Source organism: Microbispora sp. ZYX-F-249 (assembly GCF_039649665.1).
GTDB lineage: Bacteria > Actinomycetota > Actinomycetes > Streptosporangiales > Streptosporangiaceae > Microbispora > Microbispora maris.
The window spans coordinates 23,111-42,364 of sequence record NZ_JBDJAW010000054.1; the positions used below are offsets into that span (position 1 = coordinate 23,111).

Below are 19,254 nucleotides of genomic sequence, written 5' to 3' on the forward strand. Positions count from 1 at the left end.
CCCGTGACATGACATGACCGAGCGGAATGAGACACCACCTCCGGAGCCCCGGCAGGCCGTCGAGGAACCCGTTGCGGAGAAGCTCGCCGAGCTGGAGGACCGGTGGCTGCGGGCCGTCGCCGACCTCGACAACCTCCGTAAGCGTGTCGCGCGCGACATGGACCGGCAGCGGATCGAGGAGCGTACGCGTGTCGCGGCCGAGTGGCTGCCGGTGATCGACAACCTCGAGCTCGCGCTGAAGCACGCGGGCGCCGACGCCGACGCGGTGATCGAGGGGGTCCGGGCCGTCCGCGACCAGGCGGTCGGCGTGCTCGCGCGTCTCGGCTTCCCGCGCAGGGACGACGTCGGGACGCGATTCGACCCCGCCAGGCACGAGGCCGTCAGTACGGTCGCCGTCCCGGACGCCGACCCCGGCACCGTCGTCGAGGTCGTACGGCCCGGCTACGGCGACGGCGCGCTGCAACTACGCCCGGCCTCCGTCGTCGTCTCCACGAAAGCCGACGAGTGATGGCGGAGCGCGACTTCTACGAGATCCTGGGCGTGCCGAGAACGGCGGACCAGGACGAGATCCAGCGGGCCTACCGGAAGCTGGCCCGCACCTACCATCCCGACGTCAACAAGGCCCCGGACGCCGAGGACCGCTTCAAGGAAGTCTCGGAGGCGTACGAGGTGCTGTCGGACCCCGGGACGCGGCGGCGGTACGACGCGTTCGGGCCGGACTTCCGCCGGGTGCCCGAGGGCGTCGACCCGGCGGCGTACGCGCGCGCCCGCGCCGGAGCGGGAGCCGGCGCGGGGCCGGGCTGGGCGGGGCCGGGGCCCGCCTGGGCGCGCGGACCCGGCGGGCAGGAAGTCCACTTCACCACCGGCGAGGGCTTCGAGGGCATCGACCTCGAAGACCTGCTCGGTGGCGTCTTCGGCAGGCGCAGGCGCGGCGCGACCGGCCGCGGCTGGGGCCCGGTGCCCGGCGCCGACCAGGAGGCCGAGCTGCCGCTCACGGTGGAGGAGGCCTACCGCGGCGGCCGACGGACCATCACGATCCCCGGCCCGGGAGGCGGACGAACCCTCCAGGTGAACATCCCCCCCGGGGTGACCGACGGCCAGCGGATCCGGCTCGCGGGCCAGGGCGGCGCGGGCAGCGACGGCGCCAGTGCGGGTGACCTCTACCTGATCGCGCGGATCGCCGACCACCCCCGCTACCGCCTGGAAGGGCGCGACATCCACGTCCGCCTCCCGCTGACGCCGTCGGAAGCCGCGCTGGGGGCGACCGTCGCGGTCGACACGCCCGGCGGGGAGGCGAAGGTCAAGGTGCCGCCGGGCACCTCGTCCGGGCGCCGCCTGCGCCTGCGCGGACAGGGCATGCCGAACGCGCGCGGCCGGCCCGGAGACCTGCTGGCCGAGGTCCGGATCATGGTGCCGCCCACGCTCGGCGACGAGGAGCGCCGCCTGTACGAGCAACTGGCCAGGATCTCGGCGTTCAACCCGAGGAGCCCGTCATGACCTATCCACTCGTCCGGCTCGCCCAGGTGGACGTCGGGCACCTGGACCTGGAGTCCTTCTCCCGGGCCACGGGACTGCACCCGGAACTGGTGCGCCGCCTGGTGGCGCTCGGGCTGATAGACGCCTGGACCGGCTTCTCGGGCGGCCTGTGCTTCCCGCCCGCCCAGGTCGCCGCCGTGGGGCGCCTTCAGCGCCTGCACGCGGGGCTCGCCGTCAACTACGCCTCCCTCGGCCTCGTGACGGACCTCCTGGACCGCATCGCGGAGCTGGAGGCGGCTCTGCGCACTAATACGAGATGGACCGGAGACAGATCGTGGACCTGAACCGCCTGACGCAGAAGTCGCAGGAGGCCCTGCACGACGCCCAGACCGCGGCGATCCGCTTCGGACACACCGAGGTCGACGGGGAGCACCTGCTGCTGGCGCTGGTCCGGCAGCCCGACGGGCTCGTCCCGCGCCTGCTGTCCGCCGCCGGCGCCGACCCGGACAAGCTCCGGCTCGAACTGGAGCACGAGCTGGAGCGGCGGCCCCGCGTCACCGGTCCCGGCGCCGCCCCTGGACAGGTCTACGTCACCCAACGGCTGTCGCGGCTGTTCGACGCCGCCGAGCGGGAGGCCGGCCGGCTGAAGGACGAGTACGTGTCGGTCGAGCACCTGCTGATGGCGCTGCTGGACGAGGGCGTCGACAGCGCGGCGGGCCGGCTGCTCAAGGGACACGGGCTGACCCGTGAGCGCTTCCTGCAGGTCCTGACGCAGGCACGCGGGAATCAGCGGGTGACCTCCGCCAATCCGGAGGTCGCCTACGAGGCGCTGGAGAAGTACGGGCGCGACCTCGTCGCCGCGGCGCGGGCGGACAAGCTCGACCCGGTCATCGGGCGGGACGGCGAAATCCGCCGGGTCGTCCAGATCCTGTCTCGCAAGAGCAAGAACAACCCGGTCCTGATCGGCGACCCGGGCGTGGGCAAGACGGCAATCGTGGAGGGCCTCGCGCAGCGCATCGCGCGCGGCGACGTGCCGGAGGGCCTGAAGGACAAGACGATCTTCAGCCTGGACATGGGCGCACTCGTCGCGGGGGCGAAGTACCGCGGCGAGTTCGAGGAGCGTCTGAAGGCCGTGCTCACCGAGGTGACGGCGTCCGAGGGGCACATCCTGCTGTTCGTCGACGAGGTGCATACGGTGGTCGGCGCGGGCGCCGCCGAGGGGGCGATGGACGCCGGCAACATGCTCAAGCCGATGTTGGCCCGCGGCGAGCTGCACATGATCGGCGCGACGACCGTGACGGAGTATCGCAAGCACATCGAGAAGGACGCCGCGCTGGAGCGCCGCTTCCAGCCCGTCTTCGTCGACGAGCCGTCGGTCGAGGATTCCATCTCCATCCTGCGCGGGCTGCGCGAGCGGCTCGAGGTCTTCCACGGCGTGAAGATCCAGGACGGCGCGATCGTCGCCGCGGTCGTGCTGAGCCACCGCTACATCTCCGACCGCTTCCTCCCCGACAAGGCGATCGACCTGGTCGACGAGGCGTGCGCCATGCTCCGCACGGAGATCGACTCGATGCCCGCGGAGCTGGACGAGCTGACCCGCCGGGTGACGCGGCTGGAGATCGAGGAGGCGGCGCTCGCCAAGGAGGACGACCCGGCGAGCCGGGAGCGCCTGGAGACGCTACACAAGGAGCTGGCCGACCTGCGGGCCGAGGCCGACGCCATGCGGGCCCAGTGGGAGGCCGAGCGGCACGCCCTGCGCAAGGTGCAGCAGCTGCGCGAGGAAATCGAGAGCGTACGCCGGGAGGCCGAGCAGGCCGAGCGCATGTACGACCTGAACCGCGCGGCCGAGCTGCGACACGGCAGGCTTCCCGAACTGGAGCGCAGGCTGCGTGCCGCGGAGGAACAGCTGGAGAGCAAGCAGGGCGGGCGCCGGCTGCTGCGCGAAGTGGTGACCGAGGAGGAGATCGCCGGCATCGTGTCGCGGTGGACCGGCATCCCGATCAGCCGCCTGCAGGAGGGCGAGCGGGAGAAGCTGCTACGGCTCGACGAGATCCTGCACCAGCGGGTGATCGGCCAGGACGAGGCCGTGCGGGCGGTCGCCGACGCCATCATCCGGGCGCGCTCGGGGATCAAGGACCCCCGCCGCCCGATCGGGTCGTTCATCTTCCTCGGGCCGACCGGAGTCGGCAAGACCGAGCTGGCCAAGACGCTGGCCGAGGCATTGTTCGACACCGAGGAGAACATCGTCCGCGTCGACATGAGCGAATACCAGGAGCGCCACACCGTCAGCCGCCTCGTCGGCGCCCCGCCCGGGTACGTCGGCTACGAGGAGGGCGGCCAGCTCACCGAGGCCGTGCGGCGCAAGCCCTACTCCGTGGTGCTCTTCGACGAGATCGAGAAGGCACACACGGACGTGTTCAACACCCTGCTGCAGGTGCTGGACGACGGGCGGCTCACCGACGCCCAGGGGCGCACGGTCGACTTCCGCAACACCGTGATCATCATGACGTCCAACATCGGCTCGCACTACCTCAGCGAGAAGGCGGCCCCGTCGGGCGAGATCGACCCGGAGGTGCGCGAGATGGTCATGGCGGAGCTGCGCGCCCGCTTCCGCCCCGAGTTCCTCAACCGCATCGACGACATCGTGCTGTTCAAGCCGCTCACCGAGACCGAGATCGAGCAGATCGTCACGCTGATGTTCAACGACATCAGAGCGCGGCTCGCCGAGCGCAGGATGACGCTCGAGATCAGCCCGGAGGCGGTCCGCCACATCGCCGAGCGCGGGTTCGACCCGATCTACGGAGCCCGCCCGCTGCGGCGTTACCTCGCCCGCGAGGTGGAGACCCGGGTCGCGCGGGCGCTGGTCGCCGGCGACGTCCGCGACGGCGCGACCATCCGGGTGGAACTGTCCGGCGGCGAGATCGTGGTCGCGTACGAGAACCCGGAGGGCTGACCGATGCCGCCGAAGGTCGTGGAGTCGAGCGTCGTCCGGTGCCCGCACTGCGGCCGGAACAACCGCCTGCCCAAGACGGGGGCGGGAGCGCCGCGCTGTGGCGAGTGCCGCGAGTCGCTGCCCTGGGTGGTGGACGCGGGAGACGAGGACTTCGCCCAGGTCGCCGAGGCGGCGCGGATACCGGTCGTCGTCGACTTCTGGGCGTCCTGGTGTGGGCCCTGCCGCATGGTGAGCCCGGCGCTCCAGCAGGTCGCCACCGAGCTGGCCGGGCGGATCAAGCTGGTGAAGGTGAACATCGACGAGGCGCCCGAGACATCGCGGCGCTTCGACGTGCAGGCCGTGCCGACGCTCGTCGTCCTCCGGCTGGGACGGGTCGTGGCCCAACAGGCCGGTGCGGCGCCCGCACCCGTGCTGCGGAAGTGGGTCGGCGATGCGCTGGCCGGATGAGCTCACCGAGTCGCCCGATCTGCAGGGCGCCTACCCCCGGCTGAGCGATGTGCAGATGCGGACTCTGGCCGCCCACGGCGAGCGTCGCCCGGCTCACCGGGACGACGTGCTGTTCGCGGAGGGCGACCCGTGCGCCGCCTTCTTCGTCGTACTGAGCGGCAAGGTGGCGACCGTGAAGGGGTACGGAGTCGACGATCAGGTGATCAGGGTCCACGGCGCGGGCCGGTTCCTGGGCGAGCTCAACGTGCTCACCGGCCAGGCCAGCTTCATAACCGCCGTGGTGGCGGAGGACGGCGAGGTGCTGGCCGTGCCCGTGGACGAGCTCCGCCGGCTGGTCGCCGGCGACGAGATCCTGGGCGACCTCGTCCTGCGCGCCTACCTGATCCGCCGCTCGATGCTCATCGGACTGGGGGCCGGTTTCCGGATCGTGGGCTCCCGCTACTCGCCGGACTGCCGGCGGCTGCGGGAGTTCGCGGCGCGCAACCGGCTGCCGCACCGGTGGATCGACCTGGAGCAGGACGCCGAGGTCGAGCGCTTCCTGCGGCGGATGGGCGTCACCCCGGCGGAGACACCGGTCGTGATCTGGCGCGGCGAGCTGGTGCTGCGCAACCCCACCAACGCGGAGCTGGCCAGGGCGATCGGCCTCCCGGCGCCCAGCGCGCGGGAGACGGTGTGCGACCTGCTCATCGTCGGAGCCGGGCCGGCCGGCCTGGCCGCCGCGGTCTACGGCGCCTCCGAGGGGCTCGCCACGGTCGTCCTCGACAGCGTCGCCCTGGGCGGCCAGGCGGGCACCTCGTCGCGGATCGAGAACTATCTGGGCTTTCCCGCCGGGATCTCCGGTGGCGAGCTGGCCGAGCGGGCGATGATCCAGGCCCGCAAGTTCGGCGCGGAGCTCTGCGTCCCGGCGGAGGCGTGCACGCTGCGAGAGCACGAAGGCCATCACCTCGTCACCCTGAAGGAGGGCACGACGGTCCACGCGCGCACGCTGCTCATCGTGACAGGCGTCCGCTACCGGAGGCTTGACGTGCCGGACCTGGAGAGGTTCGAGGCGACCAGCGTCTACTACGCGGCCACCGCGTTCGAGGCGCAGATGTGCAGCCGGGACCCGGTCGTCGTCGTGGGCGGGGGCAACTCGGCCGGCCAGGCCGCGCTGTTCCTCGCCCACCGCGTCTCCTCCGTCCGCCTGCTCGTACGCGACGGCGAGCTGACCAGGAACATGTCCCGCTACCTGGCGGTCGAGATCGAACAGCACCCCGGCATTCAGGTGATGACGAACACCGAGGTCCGGCGGCTGGTCGGGCGGGAGACGCTCGATGCGGTCGTCGTCGAGCACAACGTCACGGGGGAGCGGTTCACCGTCGAGGCCCGCGCGATGTTCGTCTTCATCGGTGCGGAGCCGTACACCCGATGGCTGGCCGACGAGGTCGCACTCGACTCCCGGGGATACATCTTCACCGGGCTGGACGCCGCTCGTTCCGGCAGGAAGGGCGTGCCGGACTCCGCGGGCCGGCCGTTCCCGCTGGAGACCAGCAGGGCGGGGGTGTTCGCGGCCGGCGACGTGCGGAACGGATCGATCAAACGGGTCGCGTCGGCCGTCGGCGAGGGCGCGATGGCCGTGCGCCTCGTGCACGAACACCTTCAGCCGAGGGGCTGAGCCGCCCACGCGGGGGAGGAAGGGGACTGGCGATGGCAGAAGTGATGGCGGTGCCGAGGTTCGAGCGGTTCTTCAGGACGGCGGCGGGCCTCGACGTCGACAAGGAGGATCTCCGGCGCTACAGCGACTTCGTGAACCAGAAGCTGCACGACCTGCTGGTGATCGGCGAGGCCCACGCGAAGGCGAACGTCCGGGACATCATCGAGCCCTGGGACCTGCCCATCACCAAGGGCCTCCAGGAGAGCATCCACCGGTTCCGCGACCTCGACGAGGACATCGAGCTGAAGCCCATCCTGGAGCAGCTCGCGGCGTTGCCTCCGCTCGACCTGTCCATCGGCGAGGAGGTGAGGGAACGGCTGCCCGAGATCGTCGGCGGGCTGTCGCTGGCGCTGGCGCGCACGTTCACCATCCTCGATCCCGGCCTGAAGAATCCGAGGACCGAGCAGTGGGAACGCGTGATCCGCCTTTTCGAGCTGCTGCTCTAGAAGCGAGGACATCATGAAGGCAGTCGTATACGAGGGACCCCGGCAGGTGGGCGTCAAGGACGTGCCGGACGCGCGGATAGAGATGCCCACCGACGTCCTGGTCCGTGTCACCACGACCAACATCTGCGGCTCCGACCTGCATATGTACGAAGGCCGGACCGACCTGGAGCCGGGCCGTGTCCTCGGCCACGAGAACCTCGGCGAGGTGGTCGAGGTGGGGCCGGGAGTAGTACGCGTCCGCGTCGGCGACATGGTCTGCGTGCCGTTCAACGTCGCGTGCGGCTTCTGCGCCAACTGCGAGAGAGGCCTGACCGCCTTCTGCCTCACCACCAACCCGGAGCCGGGGGTGGACGGGGCCGCTTACGGCTTCGCGGACATGGGCCCGTACAACGGCGGCCAGGCCGAGCTGCTGCGCGTGCCGTTCGGCGACTTCAACTGCCTGGTCCTGCCGGACGACGCGCGGGAGAGGCAGACCGACTACGTCATGCTGGCCGACATCTGGCCCACCGGCTGGCACGCGACCCAGCTCGCCTGTGTGCAGGCCGGCGACTCGGTCGTGATCTACGGGGCAGGGCCGGTCGGCCTGATGGCCGCCTACTCCGCGACGTTCAAGAGCGCGGGCATGGTGATGGTCGTGGACCGCCACCCGGACCGGCTGGCCAAGGCCGAGGAGATCGGGGCGATCCCGATCGACGACTCCAAGACGTCGCCGGTCGACCAGGTCATGGAGCTCACGCATGGCAGGGGCGCCGACCGGGGCTGCGAGTGCGTGGGCTTCCAGGCACACGACCCCCAGGGACACGAGCATCCCAACATGACGCTGAACAACCTCGTCAAGTCGGTGAGGTTCGCCGGGACGATCGGGGTCGTGGGCGTGTTCATCCCTATGGATCCCGGCAGCCCCGACGACCTCTACAAGCAGGGCGAGATCGCCTTCGACTACGGGATGTTCTGGTTCAAGGGCCAGACCATGGGCAACGGTCAGTGCAACGTCAAGAACTACAACCGGCAGCTCTGCACCCTCATCCACGAGGGGAAGGCCCGGCCGTCGTGGGTCGTCTCACACGAGCTGGATCTGGACGACGCGCCCGGCGGCTACGAGCACTTCGACCAGCGGGATGCCGGATGGACCAAGGTTGTCCTGCATCCCGCCGGCATCGGCTGACCCTCTCGTGGCGGCCGCGGGCCTCGCGGTCCGACCGCTGTGGCAGTGAGGGGGACGCGCCATGCGCATGCCGGACGCCCGCTGGCTCAAGCAGAGGCTGCACGACGCCTTCAACAGGCACGATCTGGACGAGGTGATCCAGTGTCACAGTCAGGACGCGGTCCTGGTGACCCCGGCGGGCGTCGCGGAGGGGCATGAGCAGATCGCCTGCTACTACGAAGACCTGTTCAGGGGCTTCCCCGACATGCGCATGACGGTCTGGCACACCGTCCTGGGCACCGATCCGGCGGTGACCGAATGGCTGCTCACCGGCACCCACACCGGGCCCTTCCTACTGCCCGGGGGCCAGGTACTGGAACGAACCGGCCGCCATGTCGCCATCCGAGGCACCAGTACCTGTTCGGTGGGCAACGACAAGATCATCAGTCGCCGGATGTATTTCGACCAGCTGGAGCTCTACACCCAGCTCGGCGGGCGCCTCGTCTTCGACGAGCAGCTGTCGCCGTGTGAGCGGCGAGCGGAGGACTGAGCGGTGCCGTCAGAGGACATGGGCGACATGGTGACGGTCGAGCTGTTCTTCCAGTGCAGGCACGACGTCGTCAGCGAGGAGACCCGGGTTCTGCGGGCCGACTGGGACGCGATGAGCGCGGGCCAGCGCGACGCGTACCTGGCCGACCGCGTCGACGCGCTCGTGTGCGCGAACTCCAGCGCCGGTTGGAGGGAGATCCAGGAGGGATAGCGGCCGGGCGACGGCCCGTCGTGGGAGTGGGTGAGAGCGTGGGCGCGCTGAAGGTGGCTCTCGTGGGGTTGGGCGTGGCGGCCCAGGTCGTGTACCTCCCGCTGCTCGCCAAGCGGCGGGACATCTTCCAGGTGTCCGCCGTGTGCGACCTGGACGGCGACCACGCAGAGACGCTCGGCCGGGAGTTGGGCGTCAGATCCTACGACCGCGCCACGGCCATGGTGGAGGCGGGCGGGTTCGACGCGCTGATCGTCCTCACGCCCGGTTCTCACGGGCCGCTCGTGAAGGCGGCCCTCGCCTGCGGCTGCTGGGTGCTGTGCGAGAAGCCGCTCGCCTACAGCCGGGCCGAGCTTCGCGGCATCCCCGGCGACGCGCGGCTGATGGTGGGTTATGTGAAGCAGTACGATCCGGCCACGCAGCGCCTGCTGTCGACGCTCGGCGAGGCCGGCGGCGCCAGGGCCGTGCGCCGTCTGGACGCCACCGTCCTGCACCCCTCCGAGGAGTCGCAGCTCCTGTTCGCCAGAGCTCGGGTGTCGAGGCCGGCGTCCGAGCGGCTCGCCCCCTACCTGGAAGCCGACAACGAGGCGATCACCCAGGCTCTGGGAACGGTCCCGGAACGGCTGCGGCGCCTCTACTCCCAGGTCTTGCTCGGCGACGTCCGGCACGAGCTGTCCGTCATGCGGCTGCTGGTCGGCTCGCCCGCGACCGTGGACCATGTGTCCGTCTGGCCGGACGACGTCTTCCCGCCCTCGGTCGAGGTGAGCGGGAGACTGCCGGACCCCGCGCGCGGCAGGTACGGCCTGTGCTGGCACCACCTGCCGGACTACCCCGTCTACCGGGAGACGATCGCCGTGCACCACGACCACGGCTCGCTGGAACTGTGCTTCCCGACCCACTACCTGCTGAACGCCCCGACGAGCCTCACCGTCCTGTCGCGGACCGGCACGGCCGAGCGCACGGTCGCCTACCGAGACGTCGCGGAGGCGTACGAGCGGCAACTGGTGGCCTTCCACCGGTTTGCCACTCAGGACGAACCACCGCTCACCGGGCTCGACGGGGCGTTGAAGGACATTGTCACCGCGCAGCGGATCATCCGCCGCCACGCCGAGCAGACGGGGCTCCCCGTCGGCGGCGAATGCGTGGAGTAGGGCGAGTGTGGGCGGTATGGCGACCAGGGACAGCGTCCGCTCCTGGCTCCTGGAGGGGCTTCAGCACGAGGACGTGATGCCCGCCGGGCCCCACGTGGTGGAGGCGCCGCACAGGCGGCATGCCTGGTGGCGGGTCATGTGCCTCACCGGTCTCGACTACTTCTCCACGCTGGGCTACCAGCCGGGGATCGCCGCGCTGGCGGCGGGCCTGCTGTCGCCCGTCGCGACGGTGTTCCTCGTCGCGTTGACGCTGTTCGGCGCGCTGCCGGTCTACCGGCGGGTCGCGGTGGAGAGCCCGCACGGCCAGGGCTCGGTCGCGATGCTGGAGCGGCTCGCCCCGAGGTGGTGGGGCAAGCTGTTCGTCCTGGTGCTGCTCGGGTTCGCGGCCACCGATTTCGTGATCACGATGACGCTGTCGGCGGCCGACGCGACAGCGCACATTCTGGAGAACCCCTTCGTACCGCGTGCCCTCCAGGGGCACCAGCTGGCCGTGACGCTCGGCCTGCTGGCGCTGCTCGGCGCCGTGTTCCTGCTGGGCTTCAGCGAGGCGATCGGCCTCGCCGTCGTCATCGTGGGCGTCTACCTGTCACTCAACGTTGTGGTGGTGACGGTGGCCCTGCTCCATGTCGGCGACCGGCCCGTCCTGGTCGTGGACTGGAAGCAGGCCCTGCTGTCTTCGCACGGCGGGCCGGCGTCGATGGTGCTGCTGTCCCTGCTCGTCATGCCCAAGCTCGCCCTCGGCCTGTCCGGGTTCGAGACCGGGGTGGCCGTCATGCCGTTGATCAAGGGGGACCTGGCGGGACAGATCAGGGGAGCCAAAAGGCTGCTGACGACGGTGGCCCTGGTCATGAGCGTCTTCCTGATCACCAGCAGCTTCGTCACGAGCGTGCTGATCCCGCTGCGGGAGTTCCGGGAGGGCGGCAGGGCCAACGGTCGGGCCCTGGCGTACCTGGCTCACGCCTATCTTGGAAACGGGTTCGGCACGCTGTACGACGCGAGCACGATCGCGATCCTGTGGTTCGCGGGCGCTTCCGCGATGGCAGGCCTGCTCAACCTGGTTCCCCGCTACCTTCCCCGGTACGGCATGGCCCCCGACTGGACGCGGGCGGTCCGGCCGCTTGTCCTGGTCTTCACGGCCGTCGCGTTCGCCATCACCGTGATCTTCCGGGCGAGCGTGACGGCGCAGGGTGGAGCGTACGCCACCGGAGTCCTCGTGCTGATCCTCTCGGCGGCCGTCGCGGTCACGGTCTCGGTCCACCGGCGTCGCAGGCGCGCGGCGACGGCGGCGTACGCGGCCATCGCCCTCGTCTTGACGTACACGCTGGTGGCGAACGTGATCGAGCGGCCGGACGGTGTCAAGATTGCGTCGTTCTTCATCGCGGCCATCGTGGTCACCTCGCTGATCTCCCGAGCGACCCGGTCCACCGAACTGCGGGTCACCCGCGTGGTCCTCGACCCCCTGGCGGAGCGGTTCCTCCACGAGGTGCCCGGCGACGAGGTCCACCTGATCGCCAACGAGCCGCAGCGGCGCGACCGGGCGGAGTACGAGGAGAAGCTGCGTGAGCAGTGGCGCAACCACCGGCTGGATCCCGCCACGCCGGTGCTGTTCGTGGAGGCCACCGTCCCGGACGCGTCGGAGTTCCTGACGGAGCTGCGCGTCCGGGGCGAGGAGCGATACGGGCACCGGATCCTCCGGCTGGAGAGCTCCTCGATCCCGAACGCGCTGGCCGCCCTGCTGCTCTACATCCGGAACCGCTTCCGCAAGCTGCCGCACATCTACTTCCACTGGGCAGAGGAGAATCCCGTCGCCGCGATGCTTCGTTACCTGGTGTTCGGAGTAGGCGACGTCCCGGCGATGACCCGCGAGATCCTGCGGGAGGCCGAGCCGGATCCCGAGCGCCGTCCCCGGGTGCATGTCGGATAGGCCGGCAGGCTTCCGCGTTTGCGCCACCCCGATGGGGGTATCGGCTGCGCGACCGGGGAGGCGAAGCTCATGACGGATCGCCTGTTTTCGGATCGCCGGGACGCGGGCCGGGTGCTCGCGGGACTCCTCGGCCACTACCGTGGGCTGCCCGACGTCGTCGTCCTGGGCCTGCCGCGCGGCGGTGTGCCCGTGGCGTACGAGGTGGCGACGGCGCTGGGTCATCCGCTCGACGTGTTCCTGGTGCGCAAGCTCGGCACGCCCGGCCGCGAGGAGCTCGCCATGGGGGCGATCGCCGGTGGCGGAGTAGTGGTGCTCAATGAGGACGTCACGCGCGCGCTCGCCATACCGTCCGAGACGATCAGGGAGGTCGCTCAGCGGGAGGCCCGCGAGCTGGCGAGATGGGAGCGCGCCTACCGGGGAGAACTCCCCACACCCGAACTGCGCGGCAAGATCGTGATTCTGGTCGACGACGGGCTGGCGACCGGGGCGAGCATGCGTGCGGCGATCCGAGCGGTGCGGCAGCGGGAGCCGGCCGAGATCGTGGTCGCCGTGCCCGCCGTGCCGGAGTCCACCTGCGAAGACCTGTCCGCCCTGGTGGACGAGGTCGTCTGCGCGACCACTCCGACCCCGTTCTTCTCGGTGGGGGAGTTGTACTGGAACTTCGCGCAGACCGCCGACGAGGAGGTGCGCGAGTTGCTCCGCGCGGCGGCCTCGGCGCGGGCGTGGGCCCCGCCCGCCCGCACCGACCTCGCGATCCTGCGCTCGGAGCTCGTGCATACGCGCGACGGCGCGCCCCCGGACGAGGTGTTGTTCCACATCGTGGGCGACGCGCGGTTCGTGCTGATCGGCGAGGCGTCGCACGGCACCCACGAGTTCTACGCGGCGCGCGCCCGCATGACGCGGCGGCTGATTGAGGAGAAGGGCTTCGTCGCCGTGGCCGTGGAGGCCGACTGGCCCGACGCGTACCGGGTGAACCGGTACGTCCGCGGCCGCGGCGACGACGCGACCGCGGAGGAGGCGCTGCGCGGCTTCGCGCGTTTCCCCACGTGGATGTGGCGCAACGCGGACGTCCTCGACTTCCTCGGGTGGCTGCGCGAGCACAACGAGCGGCTGGACGAGCGGGCGCGGGCCGGTTTCTACGGGCTCGACCTCTACAGCCTGCACCGCTCGGCCGATGAGGTCGTCGCCTACCTGGAGAAGGTGGACCCGGGCGCGGCGGAACGGGCCCGCGACCGGTACGCCTGCTTCGACCACAGCGACGGCGACGACGGGCAGGCGTACGGCTTCGCCGCCGCCTTCGGCGCGGGGGAGTCGTGCGAGCGGCGGGTGGTCGACCAGCTCGTCGACCTCCAGCGCAACGCGCTGCGCTACCAGCGGGCGCAGGGGCTGCTCGGCGAGGACGAGTTCTTCCACGCCGAGCGGAACGCGGCGGTCGTGGCCGCCGCCGAGCGGTACTACCGCACGATGTTCGGCGGCCGGGTGTCGTCGTGGAACCTGCGCGACCGGCACATGGCCGACACCCTGTTCGCGCTGGCCGAGCACCTCGGCTGGCAGCGCGGCGAGCCGGCGAGGATCGTGGTGTGGGCGCACAACTCCCACCTCGGCGACGCGCGGGCGACGGAGATGGGCGCGCGCGGCGAGCTCAACCTCGGCCGGCTGGTGCGCGAGCACAATCCGGATGACTGCCGGCTCGTCGGCTTCACCACCTACACCGGCACCGTCACGGCGGCCGGCGACTGGGGCCGCCCGGCCGAGCGGAAGAACGTGCGCCCGGCGCTGCCCGGCTCGGTCGAGGAGCTGTTCCACGAGGCCGGGTACAAGGAGTTCCTGCTCGACTTCGTTCACTCGGTCCGGGCGGCGGACCTGCTGCGCAGGGCGCTGCTTGAACGCGCCATCGGCGTCGTCTACCGCCCGGACACGGAACGGCAGAGCCACTACTTCCAGACCCGGCTGTCCGACCAGTTCGACGCGGTGATCCACATCGACGAGACCGGCGCGCTGGAGCCCCTGGAGCGTATGGCCCGGTGGGAGCGCGGAGAGGTCCCGGAGACCTACCCGGTGGCGGTCTGAGACCCGGACAGCAGGGTTCCAGCAGGCCCACCGTTCGGGGGATGGATCGTATGGCGAACGCATGGACGTTCGAGGGGCAGCCGGCCGCCCTGGGCGCCGGCACCGTAACGCTCGTCGAGGGGAGCTCGTTCTGCGTCTCCTCCTGGAACGGCGACATCCGGCCCGGCGGGCCCCAGGGCGTCTACCACGCCGACACCCGGCTGCTGTCCCGCTGGGAACTGCGGGTGGACGACGCGCCGATCGAGCCGCTCCAGGTGCTGGCGGGCGAGCCGTACCACGCCGCGTTCCTCGGCCGGACGCAGCCGAGGCCGGGGCGCGCGGAGAGCACCCTGATGGTGGTGCGGGACCGGTACGTCGGTGGCGGCCTGCGTGAGGACCTGCTGCTGCGCAACCTTTCCGACGAGTCGGCCGGCTGCGTGGTGGACGTCCACATCGGCTCCGACATCGCCGACCTGTTCGAGGTGAAGATCAACCGTGTTCGGCACGTCCCCGACGTCGACCTGGTGCCCGAGGGGACGAGCCTGCGTGTCTACTCGCTGAGCCGCGCGCGTGGCGCCATGATCAGGACCGCCGACGCGCTGGCCGTTCCCGGGCTGCTCGGCTTCCGCGTGGCCGTGCCGGCCCGGGGGGAGTGGAGGGCGACCCTCCAGGTGAATCCGATCATCGACGGTGAGGAGTCGCAGGCGTGGTTCTCCACGCGCCATCCCGTCGAGCGCGCCGGGCCCGCGGTGCGCCTGGCGGCCTGGCAGCGGCACGGCCCGTACGTGGTCACGGACCATCCCGGGCTGGCCAGGACGCTCCGGCGGTCGAAGGAGGACCTGGGGTCGCTGCGACTGTACGAGCCCGGGCCCCCGGACGAGCCGCCCACGATCGCCGCCGGTGCGCCGTGGTTCATGACGCTGTTCGGCCGCGACTCACTGCTGACCTCATGGATGGCGCTGCCGCTCGACCAGTCGCCGGCGCTCGGCACGCTGCGCCGCCTGGCCAGGCTCCAGGGCACGAAGGTCGACCCGCTGTCGGAGGAGGAGCCCGGGAAGATCCCGCACGAGCTGCGGTTCGGCGCGCGGTCGGGCGTCTCCCCCCACGGCGGTGCCTGCTACTACGGCTCGGTCGACGCCACCCCGCTGTACGTCGTCCTCCTCGCCGAGCTGCGCCGCTGGGGCATCCATCGCGAGGCCGTGGAGGAGCTCATGCCGCACGCCGACGCGGCGCTGTCGTGGATCGGGGAGTACGGCGAGCGCGCGGGCCCGATCGAGGGGTTGCTCTGGTACCGCCGCAAGACCGACAAGGGCCTGGTCAACCAGGGCTGGAAGGACTCCTTCGACGGGGTGAACTTCGCCGACGGAACCCTGGCCCGCGCGCCCATCGCCCTGGCAGAGGCGCAGGGCTACGTCTACGCCGCCTACATCGCGCGCAGCCACTTCGCGCACGAGGCGGGCGACCACGAGACCGAGCGCTGCTACACCGAGCGGGCGTGCTCCCTCCGCCGCATGTTCAACGAGCTCTTCTGGCTTCCGGAGCGGGGCTGTTACGCGGTCGGACTGGACCGCGAGGGCAGGCCGATCGACAGCGTGGCCTCCAACATGGGCCACTGCCTGTGGACCGGCATCGCGGACGAGGACAAGGCCGAGTACGTGGCCTGGCACCTACTGTCGGAGGAGATGTTCACCGGGTTCGGCGTCCGCACAATCGCCTCGTCGATGGGTGCCTACAACCCGATGAGCTACCACAACGGATCGGTGTGGCCGCACGACAACGCCCTGATCGTGTCGGGCCTGATGCGCTACGGGTTCGTCGCCGAGGCACAGCGGGTGGCCATGGGCCTGCTGGACGCGGCGGAGGCGTTCGGCGGGCGGCTCCCTGAGCTCTTCTGCGGGTTCGACAGGAAGGAGTTCCCCGTCCCGGTGCCCTATCCCACGTCGTGCTCCCCCCAGGCGTGGGCGGCGGCGAGCCCCGTCCAGATCACGCGAGCACTGCTGCGCTTCGACCCCTGGATCCCGTACGGCCGGCTGTGGGTGGCCCCGGTGCTGCCGGAGGAGTTCGGCGAGCTGAGGATCACCGGGTTACCGCTGGCCGGTGGCCGAGTCAACCTCGTGGTGTGGGGTAGCGGCGAGACCAAGTTGAGCGGACTGCCCCCGGAGATCGAGGTGCACTGCGCGCCCCGCCCATCGGTCAGCACGCTCGTCGGCCACCACGACCAGTTCTCGAGCGAGCCGTGAACGACGACCCGCCCGCGCGGGACCCGCGGTTCGGGGACCACCCATCGGTCATCCGGTACGCGCGCAACAATCTGGACGTGCGGCTGCTGAAGGTGCTCGCCGCGGCCGAACGCGTGATTCTCTATGTGGTGTCGGCAGTGCTGCTGGCGATCGCGGGCGGCATCGTCATCATGTTGTTCGCCATGGTGGTGCGCGGCGGCGTGGGGTGGACGGAGAAGGTCGTCGTCGTCATCGAGGACCTCCTCCTCGTCCTCATCGTCCTGGAGATCTTCGCCACCGTCCTGACCCATCTGGAGGGCGGCCGGCTGCGGCTCGAGCCGTTCATCATCGTCGGCATCATCGCCGTCGTACGGCACATCATGTCGGTGGTGGTGCGGCTGACCGTGTCGATGACGGCGGCGGAGAGCCGTGAGCAGTTCACCGAGATGGCGGTCTACGCGGGGGTGGCTGTCCTGCTCACTACCGCACTGGCCCTGGCGCGGTGGTCACAGTGGAAGGTTCAGCAGAACCCTGATCCGAAGCTCGGTCCTGTTCAGGGCGATGAGGCCGGGTAAGAGTGCGCCGGGCCGGCCAGGGCGGGCCGGCTTTTCCTGCTCGGTGAGGCGGGGCATCCGCCCGTCCGGATTTCGCCGGGGGGTATGGCGCTCCTTACGCTGGATCAGGGTTTGGCCGGTTTGCCAGGGGTCAGGACTCGGCCGCCTCAATCACGCGTCCTGCTCGTCCCGCCAGCCGCTGGGTTCGGGATGGTAGCCGTAAGCGGCGGCCCGCACCGTCTCCTCGTCCTCCAGCCCAGAACCGATCGTGCCACCGACGGTGGCCAGCGAGCTGATGATCCAGGCCAGGTTCAAATAGGCGGTGAAATCGACCGGCCGATGCAGGTTCCGTTCCAGCATGGATGTGTCGATCAGCAGCGCCGCGACGAGTATCGTTCCGACGAACAGCACCAGATAGGACACCGCGGCGGCCAGGGTTAGGGTGAGGACCGTGCCCAGGTTGAACAGCCGGGCCAGCTCAGCCGGTGTCTCCCGATCCGGTTTCTCCCACAGGTCGTGGCCAACGATCAGCCAGGCCACCAGCCCGAGAAGCATGATCACGGTGAGGCGGAGTCCGCCGAGCGCATCGCCCATCTCCCAAATGGTGTTGGTGGTGAGTGCGAACGCGGCCGTGCCAAAGGCGCCAGCCAGCAGTTTGGACAGGCCCAGCAGGGCGCGCCCCGGGCGGTTGGCCCGGACCATTCCAGTCAGCAGCCGAATCCGGCCGATCAGCCCCGAGGCGACGTAGCCCAGTTCCCCGGCATCGGCCTCGCCAACCACCCGGTGAATGGCGGCAACCTGGCCGGTCAGCTCCGCCGGTGCCCGGCCGTGCGGTGGCACCCGCTCCTGGGAAGCGTCAGCGATGAGCTGGCCCACGAGACCCGGAACGGCCGCGCGAAGCGCTCGCAGTTGGCGCAGCCCCAGCGCGGGCAAGGATACCGTCGCGACTCGGCGCCGGGTGGACGTCTGCGCCACCAGTGGCATCCGCTCGGTGTGCAGCGGCAGGTCGGTCAGGCAGATCGCGACGTCCCACCGGGCCTCGGCACGCCGACGGGCAAGATCGTCGAGCAGTGCTTCAACGCCGCCGTCACGGCGCGGAGCCACTTCACCCCAGCCTTTCCGTACGGTCCACCGCAAATCCCGCCGTCCCGACACTGTTCTGGCAGGTCGAAGCCGTGATCACGAAAGAGTGATCACGGCTTTTCTGTTTCTCGTTTGTTGCTCGGAGGAGTCGTCAGTTGCCGACACCCCGCTGCCTCCCGTTGCCGCAGGCTGCCGCCCTTTCCGAGGCTCCGGAGCCAGTGTGGTCGCCAAGTGTTCAAACCGGCTGGCCGCAACGATTGATAGCAAATGATCTACAATGTAAAGAAAAACTCGCAAATATCTCAGGAACAGGCGTCACAGCCTTGTGCTCAGCGAATATAACTAGCTGCGAGGGTCAAGCGACGAGCGGGAAAGGCGCCAGTGCCTGGGCCGCCTCGATGAAGGCACGGACCGCATCCCAGGCGGTGGTCGAGCTGAAGGGGGTGGATCAGCACATCCCGCAGCTCGATCAGCGACATTGGCCGGCGGGGAAGGCCGTGCCCGACCTCCCTGCCGTCGACGGCGAGGCTGCTGGGCGCGCAGGCGAGCGTTCGGAAGGCGCGCTCGGCGATGTCCAGGGGTGACCGGTCCTGGCCGGCCCTGGCCGGCACTGTCGGATGGATTCGTGCTCATCGGGTTCTCCACGGCGAGAGGGATTTCGCTTCGTCGAACCCGGTTGTAGGAGAGGCCTCTGGCACGGCTCCGGCGCCAATCTCCGACTGCTTCTGGCGCGCCTCTGGCGTTTGGTGGTGCGGCATTTCGAGAGGCGCGCGCCAGAGCGACGCCAGAGGTACGGAGGCGCTCTAACCAGGGGTAACAGCTCACGCCGGAGCGGTGCCGGAGGCCGCTGCTCCACTCGAAGCGCGTATCTGAGTTTTGCCCCGGAACAGAAATGGAAGTAACGAGCACGACCTGGCTTCAGGTCCACCGCCAGCCGGCCTCGGCCGGGCGGGCCCCCTTTCATGAGGGCTCTCTCCGTGCAGGGGGAGGCGCAATGAGGGTTCCGCACTGGCGAGACGACCACGCCACCCTGCACCTCGGCGACGCATGCGAGGTGCTCTCCGAGATGCCCGACCGTCCCGTGGACTGCCTGGTGACCAGCCCGCCCTGCTATGGGCTGCGCGACCACTGCCCGGAGGAGTACGGCCAGGAGCCCACGCCGAACGACTATGTGGAGAACCTCCGCAGCACGTTCGCGGAGGCTCGGCGGGTGCTGGCCAAGGACGGCACCTGCTGACTCAACCTCGACGACGTCTACGCCGCCAACTCCGACGGCTACGCCCGTGGTGCGCCGCCTGACTGCGCCAGGCTGTACTTGCCGACCGGTGGGCAGGGCGTCTGAATGGCGTTGGGCTTCA

Annotated in this window: 18 protein-coding genes; 17 read left to right on the plus strand and 1 reads right to left on the minus strand. The window is 70.4% G+C overall.

Annotation, left to right across the window (positions count from 1 at the left end):
• Positions 1 to 13 precede the first annotated feature (13 nt).
• The 15 genes from AAH991_RS36205 (at position 14) to AAH991_RS36275 (ending at position 16,834) form a co-directional block, all read left to right on the plus strand.
• Positions 14 to 508 carry a nucleotide exchange factor GrpE gene (locus AAH991_RS36205; protein WP_346230458.1) on the plus strand — a complete coding sequence of 165 codons (495 nt, stop codon included), beginning with the start codon at positions 14 to 16 and terminating at the stop codon, positions 506 to 508.
• Positions 508 to 1,497: a DnaJ C-terminal domain-containing protein gene (locus tag AAH991_RS36210; protein ID WP_346230459.1), complete on the plus strand. Its 990-nt coding sequence runs from the start codon at positions 508 to 510 to the stop codon at positions 1,495 to 1,497. Before AAH991_RS36205 ends, AAH991_RS36210 begins: the two co-directional genes overlap by 1 nt.
• Positions 1,494 to 1,820, plus strand: coding sequence for a chaperone modulator CbpM (locus tag AAH991_RS36215; RefSeq protein WP_346230460.1), 327 nt, complete (start codon positions 1,494 to 1,496; stop codon positions 1,818 to 1,820). The genes AAH991_RS36210 and AAH991_RS36215 overlap by 4 nt, the downstream gene beginning before the upstream one ends.
• The gene (gene clpB, locus AAH991_RS36220; RefSeq protein ID WP_346230461.1) at positions 1,811 to 4,429 is read left to right on the plus strand and encodes an ATP-dependent chaperone ClpB; all 2,619 of its coding nucleotides are present in this window, start codon (positions 1,811 to 1,813) and stop codon (positions 4,427 to 4,429) included. Before AAH991_RS36215 ends, clpB begins: the two co-directional genes overlap by 10 nt.
• Before the next feature lie 3 nt (positions 4,430 to 4,432).
• Positions 4,433 to 4,876 (plus strand): thioredoxin, encoded by a 444-nt coding sequence (gene trxA, locus AAH991_RS36225; protein WP_346230462.1) that lies wholly within the window; start codon positions 4,433 to 4,435, stop codon positions 4,874 to 4,876.
• Positions 4,860 to 6,530: an FAD-dependent oxidoreductase gene (locus tag AAH991_RS36230; RefSeq protein ID WP_346230463.1), complete on the plus strand. Its 1,671-nt coding sequence runs from the start codon at positions 4,860 to 4,862 to the stop codon at positions 6,528 to 6,530. The genes trxA and AAH991_RS36230 overlap by 17 nt, the downstream gene beginning before the upstream one ends.
• 32 nt (positions 6,531 to 6,562) lie before the next feature.
• The gene (locus AAH991_RS36235; RefSeq protein ID WP_346230464.1) at positions 6,563 to 7,015 is read left to right on the plus strand and encodes a DUF1931 family protein; all 453 of its coding nucleotides are present in this window, start codon (positions 6,563 to 6,565) and stop codon (positions 7,013 to 7,015) included.
• A 13-nt stretch (positions 7,016 to 7,028) separates the two neighbouring features.
• Positions 7,029 to 8,180: a glutathione-independent formaldehyde dehydrogenase gene (locus AAH991_RS36240; protein WP_346230465.1), complete on the plus strand. Its 1,152-nt coding sequence runs from the start codon at positions 7,029 to 7,031 to the stop codon at positions 8,178 to 8,180.
• A gap of 61 nt (positions 8,181 to 8,241) precedes the next feature.
• A complete protein-coding gene (locus AAH991_RS36245; RefSeq protein ID WP_346230466.1) occupies positions 8,242 to 8,709 on the plus strand; it encodes an ester cyclase in 468 nt (155 codons plus the stop codon).
• Positions 8,710 to 8,712: 3 nt separating this feature from the next.
• Positions 8,713 to 8,919 (plus strand): DUF7167 family protein, encoded by a 207-nt coding sequence (locus tag AAH991_RS36250; RefSeq protein WP_346230467.1) that lies wholly within the window; start codon positions 8,713 to 8,715, stop codon positions 8,917 to 8,919.
• Between the two features lie 26 nt (positions 8,920 to 8,945).
• Positions 8,946 to 10,067 carry a Gfo/Idh/MocA family protein gene (locus tag AAH991_RS36255; RefSeq protein ID WP_346230468.1) on the plus strand — a complete coding sequence of 374 codons (1,122 nt, stop codon included), beginning with the start codon at positions 8,946 to 8,948 and terminating at the stop codon, positions 10,065 to 10,067.
• Between the two features lie 16 nt (positions 10,068 to 10,083).
• The gene (locus AAH991_RS36260; protein ID WP_346230469.1) at positions 10,084 to 11,991 is read left to right on the plus strand and encodes an APC family permease; all 1,908 of its coding nucleotides are present in this window, start codon (positions 10,084 to 10,086) and stop codon (positions 11,989 to 11,991) included.
• 69 nt (positions 11,992 to 12,060) lie between these two features.
• A complete protein-coding gene (locus AAH991_RS36265; protein WP_346230470.1) occupies positions 12,061 to 14,061 on the plus strand; it encodes an erythromycin esterase family protein in 2,001 nt (666 codons plus the stop codon).
• 50 nt (positions 14,062 to 14,111) lie between these two features.
• On the plus strand, positions 14,112 to 16,280 hold the full coding sequence (locus AAH991_RS36270) for an amylo-alpha-1,6-glucosidase (RefSeq protein WP_346230471.1): 2,169 nt from the start codon (positions 14,112 to 14,114) through the stop codon (positions 16,278 to 16,280).
• Complete coding sequence (locus AAH991_RS36275; protein ID WP_346230472.1) at positions 16,277 to 16,834, plus strand: phosphate-starvation-inducible PsiE family protein; 558 nt, start codon at positions 16,277 to 16,279, stop codon at positions 16,832 to 16,834. Before AAH991_RS36270 ends, AAH991_RS36275 begins: the two co-directional genes overlap by 4 nt.
• 150 nt (positions 16,835 to 16,984) lie before the next feature.
• On the opposite strand, the gene AAH991_RS36280 is transcribed toward AAH991_RS36275, so the two are convergent.
• Entirely contained in the window at positions 16,985 to 17,917 is a 933-nt protein-coding gene (locus tag AAH991_RS36280) for a hypothetical protein (RefSeq protein ID WP_346230473.1), read from the minus strand.
• A 404-nt stretch (positions 17,918 to 18,321) separates the two neighbouring features.
• Here AAH991_RS36280 and AAH991_RS36285 point away from each other — a divergent pair, with 404 nt between their 5' ends.
• A complete protein-coding gene (locus AAH991_RS36285; RefSeq protein WP_346230474.1) occupies positions 18,322 to 18,480 on the plus strand; it encodes a hypothetical protein in 159 nt (52 codons plus the stop codon).
• Between the two features lie 410 nt (positions 18,481 to 18,890).
• Positions 18,891 to 19,133: a hypothetical protein gene (locus AAH991_RS36290; RefSeq protein ID WP_346230475.1), complete on the plus strand. Its 243-nt coding sequence runs from the start codon at positions 18,891 to 18,893 to the stop codon at positions 19,131 to 19,133.
• The last annotated feature ends 121 nt before the right edge of the window (positions 19,134 to 19,254 follow it).